Annotated in this window: 13 protein-coding genes and 1 tRNA gene; 8 read left to right on the top strand and 6 right to left on the bottom strand. The window is 71.8% G+C overall.

The genetic code is table 11. The features are described from left to right. Positions 1–33: 33 nt before the first annotated feature. From VMF70_03795 to VMF70_03780, 4 genes are read right to left on the bottom strand one after another with little or no spacing between them, the layout of a single operon-like run. Entirely contained in the window at positions 34–1695 is a 1662-nt protein-coding gene (locus VMF70_03795) for a M28 family peptidase (GenBank protein HTT67127.1), read from the bottom strand. A 13-nt stretch (positions 1696–1708) separates the two neighbouring features. Further along, on the bottom strand, positions 1709–2371 hold the full coding sequence (locus VMF70_03790; GenBank protein HTT67126.1) for a response regulator transcription factor: 663 nt from the start codon (positions 2369–2371) through the stop codon (positions 1709–1711). Next, entirely contained in the window at positions 2364–4151 is a 1788-nt protein-coding gene (locus VMF70_03785) for a GAF domain-containing sensor histidine kinase (protein ID HTT67125.1), read from the bottom strand. The genes VMF70_03790 and VMF70_03785 overlap by 8 nt, the downstream gene beginning before the upstream one ends. After that, positions 4148–6136, bottom strand: coding sequence for a GMC family oxidoreductase (locus tag VMF70_03780; protein ID HTT67124.1), 1989 nt, complete (start codon positions 6134–6136; stop codon positions 4148–4150). The genes VMF70_03785 and VMF70_03780 overlap by 4 nt, the downstream gene beginning before the upstream one ends. A gap of 65 nt (positions 6137–6201) precedes the next feature. Here VMF70_03780 and VMF70_03775 point away from each other — a divergent pair, with 65 nt between their 5' ends. Then, positions 6202–6690, top strand: coding sequence for a DinB family protein (locus tag VMF70_03775; GenBank protein ID HTT67123.1), 489 nt, complete (start codon positions 6202–6204; stop codon positions 6688–6690). A gap of 14 nt (positions 6691–6704) precedes the next feature. Here VMF70_03775 and VMF70_03770 read toward each other — a convergent pair whose 3' ends face one another. Continuing rightward, entirely contained in the window at positions 6705–7196 is a 492-nt protein-coding gene (locus VMF70_03770; protein HTT67122.1) for a VOC family protein, read from the bottom strand. Positions 7197–7333: 137 nt separating this feature from the next. Between VMF70_03770 and VMF70_03765 the strand changes: the two genes are divergently transcribed. The 6 genes from VMF70_03765 (at position 7334) to VMF70_03740 (ending at position 11526) form a co-directional block, all read left to right on the top strand. Next, positions 7334–7762, top strand: a complete 429-nt coding sequence (locus VMF70_03765) for an OsmC family peroxiredoxin (protein HTT67121.1) — start codon at positions 7334–7336, stop codon at positions 7760–7762. A gap of 170 nt (positions 7763–7932) precedes the next feature. Further along, positions 7933–8706, top strand: a complete 774-nt coding sequence (locus VMF70_03760; GenBank protein ID HTT67120.1) for a deoxynucleoside kinase — start codon at positions 7933–7935, stop codon at positions 8704–8706. Next, on the top strand, positions 8703–9632 hold the full coding sequence (locus VMF70_03755) for a deoxynucleoside kinase (protein HTT67119.1): 930 nt from the start codon (positions 8703–8705) through the stop codon (positions 9630–9632). The genes VMF70_03760 and VMF70_03755 overlap by 4 nt, the downstream gene beginning before the upstream one ends. Before the next feature lie 71 nt (positions 9633–9703). Then, positions 9704–9775, top strand: a tRNA-Cys gene (locus tag VMF70_03750). A gap of 111 nt (positions 9776–9886) precedes the next feature. Then, positions 9887–10582: a hypothetical protein gene (locus tag VMF70_03745; GenBank protein HTT67118.1), complete on the top strand. Its 696-nt coding sequence runs from the start codon at positions 9887–9889 to the stop codon at positions 10580–10582. Next, on the top strand, positions 10579–11526 hold the full coding sequence (locus VMF70_03740; GenBank protein ID HTT67117.1) for a PHB depolymerase family esterase: 948 nt from the start codon (positions 10579–10581) through the stop codon (positions 11524–11526). Before VMF70_03745 ends, VMF70_03740 begins: the two co-directional genes overlap by 4 nt. A 30-nt stretch (positions 11527–11556) precedes the next feature. Here VMF70_03740 and VMF70_03735 read toward each other — a convergent pair whose 3' ends face one another. Then, positions 11557–12270: an SDR family NAD(P)-dependent oxidoreductase gene (locus tag VMF70_03735; GenBank protein HTT67116.1), complete on the bottom strand. Its 714-nt coding sequence runs from the start codon at positions 12268–12270 to the stop codon at positions 11557–11559. Positions 12271–12389: 119 nt separating this feature from the next. Here VMF70_03735 and VMF70_03730 point away from each other — a divergent pair, with 119 nt between their 5' ends. Continuing rightward, positions 12390–14285: an ABC transporter ATP-binding protein gene (locus tag VMF70_03730; GenBank protein HTT67115.1), complete on the top strand. Its 1896-nt coding sequence runs from the start codon at positions 12390–12392 to the stop codon at positions 14283–14285. The last annotated feature ends 387 nt before the right edge of the window (positions 14286–14672 follow it).

The following is a 14672-nucleotide window of genomic DNA, read 5'->3' as shown; positions in this document are numbered from 1 at the left end:
CGTCGCGGCAGGCGTGAGCCACGTTCGGCCGGACTACTGGCGGCAGGGTGCGCGCGGATCCGGGCGCGGACCGTCCACGGCGGGCCGGTGGTCCAGGTTGGCGACCGCAAGCACCACGTCGCGCACCAGCGTGGTCACGCGCGCGAGCTGCGCATAGTCGATGTACTGCGGCTCGTCGGTGATCTGGTGATAGTCCAGGTGCTCGCCGGTCGAGAGCGAGGCCGACGGGATGCCATAGCGTGCGTAGCTGAAGTCGTCCGCCCGACAGTAGTACTGCAGCGGATGGTTCGGCGCGTCGTACTCGTAGTTGAAGTGAAACCGCTCGCCTCCGGCCGCGGCCACCGCCTCGATCAGGTTGCCGAGCTCGGTGGACAGGCGGCGGCTGCCGACGAGCTCCAGGTAGCCGGGTCCGCCATGTGGCAGGTCCGTGGCGCCGCCCCGCCCCACCATGTCCATGTCCAGCTCCGCCACGATCGAATCGCGCGGCACCGTCGGGTGGTCGGTGAACCAGCGCGAGCCTTGCAGGCCACGCTCTTCGGCCGCATGGGAGATGAACAGGATGGAGCGCTTGGGGCGCGGGCCCGAGGCGAGGACTCGCGCCAGCTCGACCAGGGCGACCGTGCCGGAGCCGTCGTCGTCCGCACCGTTGTAGATGGAATCCAGCTTCGCGGGGTGCGCGGCGTGGAGGCTGTCGCGCAGCGCCGCGACGCGGGCCGCCTCCTCCGGGCTGGCCTCGCGCGGCGGGGAGTCGTCGCCCATCGGGCGCACCACTCGGTTGAACGCGCGCACCGAATCGTGGTCGAGCGGGGGCCGCGTGAACCCGATGTGGTCGTGGTGCGCGGAAATGGACACGTAAGTGTTCCTGAAGGTGGAATCGCCGCCGGGCAGAAGGGCGATCACGTTCCGCGCGGGGGCGGCGAGCCGAGTGCGCTTGAAGGCGACGCTCCCGCTCACGCGCGGCCCGGTCTGGCCGGGAGCCGCCGCGGCGAGCGGCCTGCCGAGCAGGACGGAGGCCGCCGCGGTCGTCACGAACAGCGAGCCGCGCACGAGGCTGAAGACCATGGTGTCGGTGGTGACGCGGCTCTGTACGATCTGGGCTTGGACCTGGGGCGGCAGCGAATCGAGCCCGGAGAACGCGAAGCCGGCCGCGTGGGCGAACCGGGGGTTGCGCCGCATCATGAGCATCGCCCGGAAGGTCGCACGCAGGTCGACGTCGGGCGCCGGCCGGAACAGCAGCAGCTTGCCGGCGCTCCGGTCGGCGGCCGGCCAGGTGGTGCTGTCGGCGACGGCGCCCGCGTACAGCGTCGCCGCGCTATCGGTGCGCCAGGTCATCAGGATGCCGACCGGCAGCACGTCACGACCGGCCGCCAGATGGGTCCCGTTCACGTCCAGGCCGGAGGCGCTGTCGAGGACCACGCGCCAGAAGGGGACCACCTGGAAGAAGGTGCCGTTCTCGCCGGCGGCGGTCAGACCGTAGCGGGCGAAAGCGGCGGCGACCCAGTCGGCGGCCTCGGCGTCGCCGGGACTGCCCGTGTCGCGACCGCCCATCGAGTCGTCGGCGATCACGAACAGGTGGGCGCGCAGCGAGTCGGCGCTCACGGGCGCGGAGCGGACCTGCGCGGCGAGCATCGCCGGGGCGGCGAGCGGAGCCAGGAGGACCAGGGCACACAGGGCGGATCGGACACGTGAACGCATTCGACGCTCCCGGCTAGGCCTCGTCACTCACCAGGCCGGAGCGCAGCGCCAGCCGCGTCAGCCCGGCGATGGTCTTGATGCCCACTTTCCTCATCAGGCTGTCGCGGTGGGTCTCGACCGTGCGCACGCTGATGCCCAGCGCCCGCGCCGTCTCCTTGTTGGTCGCGCCCTCGGCGATGTACCGCAGTACCTCGCGCTCCCGGGGCGACAGCCGCTCCAGCGCGTTCAGAACCTCCTCACCCTCGAGCTTGCGCCGCAACAACTCGGAGAGTTGCTGCGACACGGCCGGGCTGTAGTAGGAGTTGCCCGCGCACACCTGGCGCACGGCCTGCACGAGCTCTCCAGCCGCGGCGTCCTTCACCAGGTAGCCATGCGCACCGGCGCGCACGCTCTCCATCAGGTACTCGGGCTGCAGGTGCATCGAGAGGATCAGGATCCGCACCTCGGGCGCGCGGGTCCGGATCTGTCGAGCGGCCTCGAGCCCGCCTCCCTTGGGCATGGTGATGTCGAGCACCGCGACGTCCGGGTGCTGAGCCATGGTCTCCTGCACCGCCGTCTCGCCGTCACCCACCTCGGCGACGACCAGGATGTCGCCGGCCGCGCTCAGGATGCGGCGCACCCCGTCGCGCACCAGCGTGTGGTCGTCGGCCAGCAGCACCGTGATCCTCTCAGGCATCGTTCGCTCCCGATGGCAGCCGCGCCTCGAGGCGGACGCCGCGTCCGGGCGCGCTGGTCACGACCAGCCGGCCGCCCGCGCCCACGACGCGTTCCCTCATGCCCGCCAGGCCGGCGTGGCCTGCGCCGGCGCCGGCCGGGGCCTGGAACCCGCGGCCGTCGTCCTGGACGGCCAGCAACAGCTCGCCCTGCTCGGGCGCGAGGCGGGCGTCCACGCGCGTCGCGCCCGCGTGTCGGGCGACGTTCGTCAGCGCCTCCTGGAAGACCCGGTACACCGCCACCTCGACCTCCGGAGTCGGCCGCGCGGCCAGCGGGCTCGCTTGCAGGTTCACGGCCACCCCGGTGCGGCCGGCGAAGTCCTCGGCGAGGGCCCGGAGCGCGGGAACGAGACCGAGGTCGTCGAGCACGGCAGGCCGGAGCCCACGGGCCGTGGCGCGGATCGACTCGAGGGCACGGCTGGCCAGGTCCTGCGCGCGGTCCACCGCGCCGCTCCCGATGCCGGCCTTGGCGAGAGAGCGCTCCAGGTCCGCCAGCTCGAGCTTGATCGCGGTCACGACCTGGCCGGTCTCGTCGTGCAGCTCCCGCGCGATGCGCCCGCGCTCGACCTCGGCCGCCCGCAACAGGGAGGCGGAGGCTCTCGCCAGCTCCGCGCTGCGGGTCTCGAGCTCGGCGTAGAGGTCCGCGTGCTGCAGCGCCGCGCCGATCTGCTGGCCCAGCGCTCGCAGAAACCCGCGGTCCATCGAGGCGAAAGGGTCGCGCGCCCTCGCCACGATGACGAAGGTGCCCGCCGCGTGCTCGCCCGTGAAGACCGGCAGGAAGGCGGCGTACGGATGGGACTCGAGGCGCGCGTCGCCGTCGGCCGACGATCGGGGCCAGTAGTGCTCCACGCGCACCGCGCCGTCGCGCGGCGCGGCCAGCAGCGGCTCGGCGTCGGCGCTCCCCGGCCCAGCCGTCGCGAGCGCCGTCTGAGCCCACCGGGCGCAGACGCCGGAGCCGCCGCGGAATTCCAGCGTTCCGGCGTCGTCCTGGCGGTACAGGGCGCACCCGACCACGGGCGGCAACGCGAGCGGCCGCTCGAGCACCGCGGCTACGACCTCCGCCGGCCGGAGGCTGCGCTGCAGATCGCCCGACAGCGTGGACAGCGCCGCCATGCCGCGGTGCTGGTCCTCCAGCACCAGCAGCAGCATGCCGCCGCCCACCGCCAGCTCGAACAGCAGGTCGAGGTAGTAGCCCCAGGGCACCCATGCACCGCGGGCCCGCAGGAAGGTGTAGTCGAGGTGGTGCGCGCCCCAGAGCAGGAACGCGAATGCCAGCACCGCGGCGCCCTTCGACGCGGCGCGCCGCCAGTACTGCAGGAACACGATTCCGGTCCCGAGCGTGGCCAGGCTCAGGAACACCACCGCCGGAAGCGCCGCCCAGAGGAAATTCTGGATGCGATAGATCGCGACGTAGGACCAGATCACCGGCACCGCGAACAGCAGGTAGTAGCGGCGGTCCCAGGGCAGCTGGCGGGCGAACACGAGCGCCGCCCACAGCAGCAGCAGCGTCGTCCAGCCGGTCGCGACCTGGTGCCAGAACAGCCAGATCGGGTTCACGGTGGTCAGATACAGCGCGATGATGGCCAGCCGCAACGCGTAGACGCTCCACGCGCCGCCCCAGATGCCGAAGTAGCGCTTCCGGTAGGTCAGGAACAGCGCCAGAAACAGGCCGGCGATGCCCAGCGTGACGCTGGCCTGGAAGACCACCAGTGATCGCTCGAGCACGAGAGCCGTCGGGTTCACGACGCTCCGAGAATGGCGTGGGCGACCTGATCGGCGATCGCCATGATGGTGATCATGGGGTTCACGCCGCTCGAGGTCGGAAACGCCCCGCCGTCGGCGACGTACAGGCCGCGCACGCCGTGCACCGCGCCCGTCTCGCCGGCCACCGAGCGGCCACGCTCCCGACCCAGGGCCGCGCCCCCCATCTGGTGGAAGCTGATGTACGACATCCGGCAGCGGCGATATCCGCGCGCGTCACAGGCGGCGACGAACCGGTCGAGCCAGCCGGACTGGCCGGGCCGCACGCGCACCGGCGGCGTGTGCAGGGTGAAGAGCTCGTTCGCCCCGGCGGCCGCGAGCACCTGTGCCGCGCCCTTGAGTCCGGCCCTCACGTGTCCCTCGTCGAAGCGGGAAAGCTCGTAGTGGACGCGCGCGCGGCCCTGCCGGCTCACCGCGACCCGGCCCGCGTCCCGGTCCCGGAGCAGCACGCCCACGATGCTCAGGTTGCCGAGCCGGGCCAGGTCCTCCTTGAACTGGCGCGGGCTCTCCCAGCCGAAGCCGCTGGCGGGCAGCGCAAAGTGCACCGGCGCCGTCTCGAGCTTCACGCCGTAGCCATCCGACTGGTCCGCGAGCTGATCGGAGTAGCGGGTCTGGAGGCCGCCGGTCCACGGCTCCACCCGGTCGGGGAAGATCCCGGCCACGGCCGTCGCCGGGTGCAGCCGAAGGCCGCGCCCGATGGCGGCACCGGCGAGTCCCGAGCGCACGAGCAAGGCGGGCGTGTTCACGGCTCCACACGCCGCCACCACCACCTTCGCCCGCACGGTGACGGTGCGGCGGACGCCACCCGGTTCCTGCACGGAGGCGATCACCCCCGTCGCGCGCCCGCGCTCGATCAGGATCCTCTCGACGTCGCACCGGGACACGAGCCGGCCGCCGCGCCGCGTGGCATCGGCGAGGTAGGTCCGGGCCGTGGAGTTCTTGGCGCCGTGCCGGCACCCGTAGGTGCAGTAGCCGCACTCGAGGCCTTCCCTGCAGTCGGTCACGTTGCGCGGGATGACCTCGACGTGCCAGCCGAGCGCCCGGCATCCCCGCTCGAGAATGGCGTCCCGCGCGCCAGGCGTCGTCCAGCGAGTGCCGACGTCGAGGCGCGTGCTGACCCTGTCGACCGAGGCCTCGAAGCTCGAGCCGGCGAACAGCGAGAGGCCGCTCAGCGCATCCCACTCGGCCCGGACCGGTGCGGGGAGGGGAAAGCTGGTGGTGTAGTTGATCGTCGTACCGCCGCCCACGCAGCTTCCGGCGAGAATGGGGAGCGAGCCGCTCTGGGTCATCAACAGCGCGCCGTCGAGGTACAGCGCGCCGAGCATGTCGCCTTCCACCTGCGTCAGGTCGCGCGAGCCGGGGTTGGGGCCCTTCTCCAGCACCACGACGCTGCGGCCCGCCACGGCCAGGAGGCCAGCGACGACGCCCCCGCCGGCGCCCGAGCCCACCACGACGACGTCGCAGTCGAGCGTCGTGTTGCGATCGACGGAGAGCGCGGTGAGCGGCTCGACCGGCGTGCCGGGCGGGGGCAGCGGACCGGGGTAGCCGGCGGCCCGCCAGGCGGGATGTCCAGCCTCGTCCACGGGCCAGCAGTAGTAGGCGACGTGGGCGAGGCGCTTGAGGGCCTGGAAGCCCGCCCGGCGCGGCGGAAGGGCGGACGTCGCCCAGCCGCGGAGCGTCGCTTCCCGGGCGGCGGCGTCCATCGACGGCAGCCCGGCCCATCGGCCACCGAGGGCGAGATTGGCCAGCGGCGAGCCGAGCACGGTCAGCAAGATCCGGAGCCGGCTGCGGTCGAGAGGATCGCGCAGCGACGCGATGAGCTGCTCCACGCGCTCCGCCGTGTGCGCAGCGGCGGCGCCGGTGGCGAAGAACCCGGCCGGATCCTCGTCCCGATGGATCTCGGGCAGCAGGGTCTCACAGACGGCGGCGAGCACGGCGCGCTGGCGAGCGGACAGTCCTTCGGGCACGGCTCCATCCCGATAGGGGAATTTTCAACTTACGTTACGGGCCACTCGACAGCGAGGTGTTCCGGATGAAACGCGGCGATCCCCGGATCCGACTTCTGCTCGCGGTGCTGGACGGGGCGTTCACGGCGAAGGGATGGCAGGGGGCCACCCTGAGCGGCTCGCTGCGAGGGCTGACGATCCCGCAGGCCCTGTGGCGGCCGGGTCCCGGGCGGCACAACGTCTGGGAGCTGGTCCTGCACACGGCATACTGGAAGCACGTGGTGCGGCAGCGCGTGGAAGGCGGCCGGCAGGGGCCGTTTCCCCGGAGCCCGCGCAACTACCCCGATCCGCCACGGCGCCCCGACGCGGCGGCGTGGCGAGCCGACATCGCGCTCCTCAAGCGGCAGCACCTGGCGCTGACCCGGATCGTCGCGGCCCTCCCACCGTCGCGGCTCGCGGCGCGGGTCGGGCGCTCGCGTTGGTCGGTCGCCGAACAGGTCTTCGGCATCGCGGCCCACGACCTCTACCACACGGGCCAGATCCAGCTGCTGAAGGCGCTGCAGCGCGGCCGCTAGCCGCGCCCGCGGGCTCAGCGCGCCTGGCTGATCGTGATCTTGAAGCCGTCCGGGTCGGCCACGGCGAAGTCGCGCTCGCCCCAGGGTTCCGTCTGCGGCTCGTGGAGCAGCGTGCCGCCGCGTGCCTTGATGTCGGCCGCCAGCCTCTCGACCTCCTGTGCCGTGACGCAGTAGAGCCGGAATCCCTCGCCCTTCTGGCGATCGCGCCCTTTCCGCCAGTCGTCCTGGCCGAGGTAGAAGTCCACCTTGCCGGCCCGCAGCGTCGCCCCCATCAGCTTGCCGTCCCGCTCCCATCGATCCACCACCACGCAGCCGAGGACGTCCTGGTACCAGGCCATGCTCTTCGCGATGTCGTCGACCGTGAAGCCGGCGCTGGCGGTGCGCAGCCGCAGGGTCTCGGGCTGGCGACGCGCCCTGGTCGCGCGCTGACGCGCGGCGGTGCGGCCGCGCTTCGCTCGCTTGACGCGCTGGTTCGGCTTGCGTGCACCCTTCTTCTTGGTCGGCATGGGTGGCCCCCGTCGTGTGGGATCCGAGCGTCAAGGCTACCGGGTGACCCCCGCTCCCGCCAGGAGGGGCTCCGGTGTATCACTTGTCAGCACTCGTTCGGACAACCTCTCACCACTGATCTGGTACGGAGACTCACATGCCCACGCGCAAGGCATCGGCAGTCTGGGAAGGCGGGCTCAGGGCCGGCAAGGGAAGCTTCAAGACCGACAGCGGCCTGATCGGCGGCAACTACGGGTTCGGTTCCCGCTTCGAGCAGGCCCCCGGCTCGAATCCGGAGGAGCTGATCGCCGCCGCCCACGCGGCCTGCCTCAGCATGGCGCTCTCCGGCGGGCTGGAGCGCGCCGGCAAGACGGCGACGCGGCTGACGACCGAAGCGGCGTGCACGGTCGAGAAGGTGGGGGACGCATTCCGGATCACGAGGATGAAGCTCGTGGTGCGGGGCAAGGTGCCGGGCATGGATCAGGCGGCCTTCGTTGCGGCGGCCGAGGCGGCCAAGGACGGTTGCCCGGTCTCCAACGCCCTCAAGGGCAACGTGACCTTCGAGCTGGACGCGAAGCTGGAGTAGCCCGGGCTCGCCCGGCGGGCCGCGCGGTCGAGCTCGGCGTGCGTCCGGGCATCGGGCGCGCTAACTTCGTGCCGCCCCGGTCCGCGAATCGGCCGGACGCCCCGCGCCCCCTGGCGCAGGCCGCCCGGCGCGCGCCGCCGGGCCGGTCGTCCCGCAGGGAGAGCGCTGACATGGCGAGCGGCAACTTCCACATCGGCATTATGGGCAATCTGTTCTCCGGCAAGACGACGCTGATGAACGCCCTGGCGGCCGAGCCGTATCGCTCGGAGCTGGAGGGCCTGCTCGGCACGGCGGAGACGCACGCGTTCTCCGAGCGGGTGGAGAAGGGCTCGCTCACCGACCAGTGCCTGGCGCTGTTCTACCAGGATCGCGTCGCGAACATCTTTCCGACCGAGACCGCCTTCCTGCATATGCGGGTGCTCCAGCAGCGCGAGATTCGCCACCTGATGACCCGGGAGTCGAAGAGCGGCGTGCTGATTCTCGAGGACCGGCCGTTCCTCGACGGACCCGAGGTGTTCGTGAAGCGGATGATCGAGTCGGGGGAGATGCCGGCCGCCCACGCGAAGCTCTACTTCACCCTGCTGTACCAGACGCTGCAGAACGAGCGGATCCGGCTCCCCGACCTCACGGTGTACCTGCGCACCGAGCCGGGCCTGCTCGAGACTCGGCGCCAGGCGCGGGCGGAGGCGGGCGACGCCTACGCCCGCACCATCACCGGCGAGTACCTGTGCCAGATTCACGAGGCCTACGAGCGCCTGGTGGCCAACTGGCGGGCGACGCTGCGCAAGTACCAGGAGTTCGCGATCGTGCCGCCGGATTCGGACATGGTGATCCTGCCGGCGGAGATCGACATGCACGAGCACCAGGGCTACGTGCACGTGGCGGCCGGGACGATCCGCGAGAAGGTGCGGCGGATGATCGAAGCGCGGAAGCAGAGCGCGTGACCCGGACGGGGTCGGTGCTGGAGGTTCGCGAGCCCCAGGCGATTCCCCGGCACCAGATCGCAAACCGGCTCACCAACGTCGAGCGGCGGCTGCTCACCTACCTGGCGCGGCACCAGACCCTGGTGGCTTGCGTGGGGAACATCGGAGCCGGCAAGAGCAGCCTGGTCAAGCTGCTCGCATACAGCACCGGGATGAACGCGCTGTTCGAGCTGCCCGACGAGGGGTACGAGGACCACGTCGCGCAGAACCCGTCGCTGTTTCCCCTGCTGGCGACGGCGAAGAACTCGGCCAAGCGGACGCTGGGGCGCTACTACGGCGCCATCAACGAGTTCATCGACTGCCAGGCGCGGGAGAGCGCGACGAGCCCCGGCTGGCAGGCGGCGAAGCGCAACCTGGAGAACGCGGCGCTGGACATCCAGCACGCGTACCTCGACCTCCGCAAGATGCAGCTGGAGGCGGTGCCGCACCTGCAGGCCTCGACCTGCATCGACGGCTCGCCGCTGGCCGACCGCTACGCGTTCTGCGAGGTGCTGCACCGCGACATGGACGTGCCCTACCTCACGGCGGACTCCCTGGCCGTGATCGACGCGCGACTCGAGAACGAGTTCCGGCCGCTGGTTCGGCCCGGGCTCGTCATTCTGCTCCAGAGCCCGGTCGAGTCCCTGCTGCGCAACATCCGGGAGCGGCGGCGCGACGAGGAGAAGACCCACGCCGACCAGATCCCCGAAGGCCTGATGCGGCTGGTGCGGGCGCTGAACCCGCGCTACGAGGCGCTGGTCGCGAACCTCCGGGCGAGCGGCTGGTACGCCGGCCCGGTGCTGGTGATCGACGTGTCGAAGATCGACTTCGTGTCCAACGTTCGACACCTCATCGCGGTGTACGAGGGGATCGAGACGCTCCTCGTGCCGAAGGAGTTCCGGGCCTAGGGCCTGTGCCGGCGGGCGGCTCGCCGATCGGGTTGAGAAACGCTCCCGGGGCGGCGAACTTCCACCGCCCAGGCGCCGTAGCCAAGTGGTAAGGCAGAGGTCTGCAAAACCTCTATACGGCGGTTCGAATCCGCCCGGCGCCTCTCGGCCCGACTCGTAACCCGACCGTCATCGCGGCGTCACCCGTCTGGCCCGCCGCCGCAACCTCGCCGTTTCACCTTCCGGCCACACCCAATGATCGTCGGAGGTGAGCCGTGACGATGTGCCTCGTTGTCCGCCGGTCCGTCCTCGTCCCCGCCGCCGCCGCGCTGCTCGCGGGCCCGGCCGCGGCCCAGGAGGGCCGCCTGCTCGTCGGCGCCGGTCCCCTGTACGCCCGGGCGACCGGTTCGCTGGAGCGGTACGTGGCGGGCGCCGCGGGCGTCAGCGGCTTCGTGGCGTTCGGGCCGGCCGCGCGGACCGCACGGCTCAGGATCGACGCCGACTTCCTCCGGTTCGCGCCGACGACCGCCAGCCGGCCGTATCGCGGCCTGCAGCCGGTCGACATCACCACTGGCAGCCAGATCTTCACGGCGGTCGCTGGTCCCGAGCTCGGTGTGCCGGTCGGGCCCGTGCGACTCGCGGCGACCGCGGGGGTGGGGCTCGCCACCTCGACCAACACCGGCGCCGTGACCGGGATCGCGACGCCCGATCGCTTCAGCGGAGCGACCACGTTCGGCGACCTCACCCTGGCATACGCCGGCGGCGGCAGCCTCGGCCTGGAGCTGCGCGGCGGGCGGACGCCCGTGTGGCTCGACCTCTCGGCGCGCTACCTGGGCACCGGGCCCACGCGTTGGGTGAGGGAGGGCAACCTCCCCGTCGGCTACATCTCCGGCGTGTACCTGAAGCCCACCAGGAGTCCCACGACGCTGGTCGCGTACGGCGTGGCGGTGTCCGTGGGCGTGCCGCGCTGAAGGTCGGCCGCGCCGCGGCGGCCCTGGCCGCCGGCCTCGCGCTTCACGCGGCGCCGGCGCCGGCACGGGCGCAATCGGTCGCGCGCACGCTGCGGGTCGGTGCCCTGGTCCGCAGCTACCGGCTGCACGTTCCTCCGCAGCTCGAGCGCGACGGCAGAGCGGCGCTGGTCCTCGTCTTCCACGGACGGGGCGGCGACGGCGCGGGGATGGAGCGGCTCACGGGCTTCAGCGAGCTCGCCGACCGCGCCCACTTCGTGGTCGCCTACCCGGACGGCATCGGCCGCAGCTGGAACGACGGCCGGGCCGTCGCCGCGTCGCCCGCCCAGCGCCAGAACGTGGACGACGTGGGGTTCGTCACGACCCTGATCGACGCGCTGACGGCGGAGCTGCGCATCGATCCGCGGCGCGTCTTCGCGACCGGCCTGTCGAACGGCGCCTCGTTCACGCACTACCTGGCGGCGCGGGCGGCCGGGCGGCTCGCGGCGGTGGCCTCCGTCGCCGGGGGGCTCGCGGCCCCGTTCGCGCCCCGCTTCGCCCCGGCGGCGCCGGTTTCGGTGCTCGTCATGCAGGGTACCGCCGATCCGCTCGTGCCCTACGAGGGCGGCCCGATTGCCGGCGGGCGGCTGGGCAGCGAGCTCGGCGCGGAGGCGACGGCGCGCGCCTGGGTGGAGGCCGACGGCATTCGGGCCGAGCCCGCCAGGGGCACCCTGCCGGACAGCGATCCGCGCGACGGCTGCCGGGTGAGCTGGCAACGATGGAGCGGCGGGCGCGAGCGGACGGAGGTGTGGCTCTACCGGCTGGAGGGCGGCGGCCACACCTGGCCCGGCGGGCCGCAGTATCTGCCGCGGCTGATCGTCGGCCCCGTCTGCCGGGACTTCGACGCGAGCTTCGCGATCTGGAACTTCTTCAGCCGCCACGAGAAGACGGCCGCGGGAGAGCCGTGAGGGTGGCGCCGGCCCACGGCGCCTGGCGACTCAGGGATTGGTCGGCCGGATGTCCAGCTCCGAGACGGTGGCGCGCTCGTCCAGCGCGAGCGTCTCGAGGACGACCGTCGCCACGTCCTCGGCCCGCAGGATCTTCTCGCGGTCGGGCTGGAACGGCGTATGGCCGTCGAAGAACGCCGTGCTGACCGAGCCGGGGCACACGGCGATCACGCGGATGTCGCGCTTCCGCACCTCCATCATCAGCGACTTCGAGAAGCCGAGCACGCCGTGCTTGGAGGCGCAGTAGGCGGCACCGCTGGCGAAGCCGTTCCGGCCGGCGAGCGAGGCCACGTTGACGATCGCCCCGTGGCCGTGGGCGAGCATCGCCGGCAGGAACGCCCGCGTGACCAGGAACATCCCGCGCAGGTTGGTGGCGAGCACCTCGTCCCACTGCTCGACCGACAGCTCCGTCACCGGCGCGAAGCGGGCGATGCCGGCGTTGTTGACGACGATGGTGGGCGAGCCCATCTCGCGCTGGACCCGGGCCGCGAAGGCGGCGACCTCGGCTTCGTCGCGGACGTCGCACGGCGCTCCGAACGCCTTCCCCCCTCCGGCGCGGAGGTCGGACGCGAAGCGCTCGATCGCGATCGCGTCGCGGGCGCAGACCGCCACCGCCGCGCCCCGGTCCGCCAGGCCCTGCGCGAGGGCCTTGCCGATGCCGCGCGAGGCCCCGGTCACCACGGCCAGCTCGAACTGCCAGTTCATGCGGCAGATAATGCGGCGCGCCGCGCCGCCGCGCTACGCCAGCACTCCCGGACGGCACCTCTGCGGGACCCGAGCGGGAGTTGACGGTTCGCGCGGGAAGCGGTTAACCCTCCGCTCCCATGACCAGCCAGCCTCCCGTGCTCCAGATCCCGCGCCGCCGGCGCGACCCGCGGGCTCCCGGGGAGCGACCGACCTGGCGGCAGCGGCTCGAGGCCCTGCGGCACGTGCGGCCGCTGCTCGCGATGGTGTGGGCGACGCACCGCGGCTACACGGTGGCGATCGTGGCGCTGCGGATCCTGCGGGCGTTCGTCCCGCTCGCGGTGCTGTGGATCGGGAAGCTCATCATCGACGGCGTGGTAACGGCGATGCGCGGCCACGCCGCGGGACTGGCGGTGCCCTGGGAGGCGCTGGCCCGGCTGGTCGTCACCGGGTTGGCGATCGCGATCGTCGGGGACGCGCTCGCCCGGGCCGGCACGCTGGTCGAGAGCCTGCTGGGAGACCTGTTCAGCAACCGCATCAGCGTGCGGCTGATGGAGCACGCGGCCACGCTCGACCTCCGGCACTTCGAAGACCCGGAGTTCTACGACCACCTGGAGCGGGCGCGGCGGCAGACCGTCGGCCGCATCGGGCTGATCGCCCTGCTGCTGTCGTCGGTGCAGGACCTGATCACGCTGGCGAGCCTCGCGGCCACGCTGGTGTTCTACGTGCCGTGGCTCCTGCTGCTCCTCGCGGCGGCCGTGGTGCCGTCGTTCCTCGGCGAGACGCATTTCGCCGCCCTGGGCTATTCGCTGCTGTTCCGCTGGACGCCGGAGCGACGCCAGCTCGACTACCTCCGCTACACCGCGGCGAGCGACGAGACCGCCAAGGAGATCAAGCTGTTCGGCCTGTCTCGGTGGCTGACCGACCGCTACGCGAGGCTGTCGGACGCCTTCTACGAGGCCAACCGGACGCTCTCGATCCGGCACAGCGCCGTGAGCACGCTGCTCACCGCCATCGGGACGGTGGGGTACTACGGGGCGTACGGGATCATCATCTACCTGACGGTGATCGGATACCGGTCGCCGGCCGGGTCGTTCACCATCGGCGTGCTCACCTTCCTCGCCGGCTCGTTCCAGCAGAGCCGCGATCTGATCCAGCGCATCCTGCTCTCGACGTCGCAGATCTACGAGCAGAGCCTGTACCTGGCCGATCTGTTCACCTTCTTCGAGATGAAGCCGTCCATCGTCTCCCGCGAAGGGGCCCGGAACGTGCCCCGACCGATTCGCGTCGGCTTCGAGTTCCGCGACGTCGGCTTCCGCTATCCGGGAAGCGAGACCTGGGCGGTGCGGCACCTGAGCTTCTGGCTCCCCGCCGGGGAGCGCCTGGCGCTGGTGGGCGAGAACGGCGCCGGCAAGACGACGCTCACCAAGCTGGTGGCGCGCCTGTACGACCCGGACGAGGGCGTGATCCTGCTCGACGGCGTGGACCTCAGGGACTACGACGTGGGCAGCCTGCACCGGAACATCGGCGTGATCTTCCAGGACTTCGTCCGCTACGCGTTCGTGCTGCGGGAGAACATCGGCGTCGGCGAGATCGGCGCGGTCGAGGACACCGAGCGCATCCAGGCCGCCGCGGAGCGCAGCCAGGCGTCCAAGGTCGCGCAGCGCTTCGAGCGGCGCTACGAGCAGATGCTGGGCCGGCGGTTCGAGGAGGGGATCGAGCTCTCGGGCGGCGAGTGGCAGAAGGTCGCCCTGGCGCGGGCCTATCTGCGGGAGGCGCAGGTGCTGATCCTCGACGAGCCCACGGCCGCGCTCGACGCGCGCGCCGAATACGAGGTGTTCGTGCGCTTCGCCGAGCTCACGAAGGGCAAGGCCGCGATCCTGATCTCGCACCGGTTTTCGACCGTGCGGATGGCGGACCGGATCCTGGTGCTGGGCCGGGGCGAGCTGCTGGAGCAGGGAACGCACGAGGAGCTGGTGACGCGGGGCGGGACGTACGCGGAACTCTTCAGACTGCAGGCGGCAGGGTACCGATAGCAGGACAGTTGCGAGACGCCGAGAGGGGAGTGGTTACGAGACGGGAGTGGTGAGCGGCTGCTCCCTGCAGGTGCTGGCAACTCAGTTGCCCTCTCGAGAGTCTCATCTCGTAACCACTCGCAACTCGGCGTCTCACAACTGTCCTGCGCACCGGCTTGCCTCCCCACTCTTGCCGGCGATAGCTTAGGCTCCCCTTTTGGTCGAAGGGTTGGTATGAAGGAATATCCGAGCACACATATCCGGAACGTGGCCGTAGTCGGCCACGGAGGCAGCGGCAAGACCAGCCTGGTCGACGCCCTCGCCTTCGTGGCCGGAAGCAGCAAGCGGCACGGTCGCATCAAGGAAGGCTCCGCCCTCACCGACTACTCCCCCGACGAGATCGAACGC

Source organism: Gemmatimonadales bacterium, from assembly GCA_035502185.1.
GTDB lineage: Bacteria > Gemmatimonadota > Gemmatimonadetes > Gemmatimonadales > JACORV01 > Fen-1245.
The sequence above is the reverse complement of the archived record's forward strand: the minus strand, read 5'-3'. Positions and strand labels throughout refer to the sequence as shown.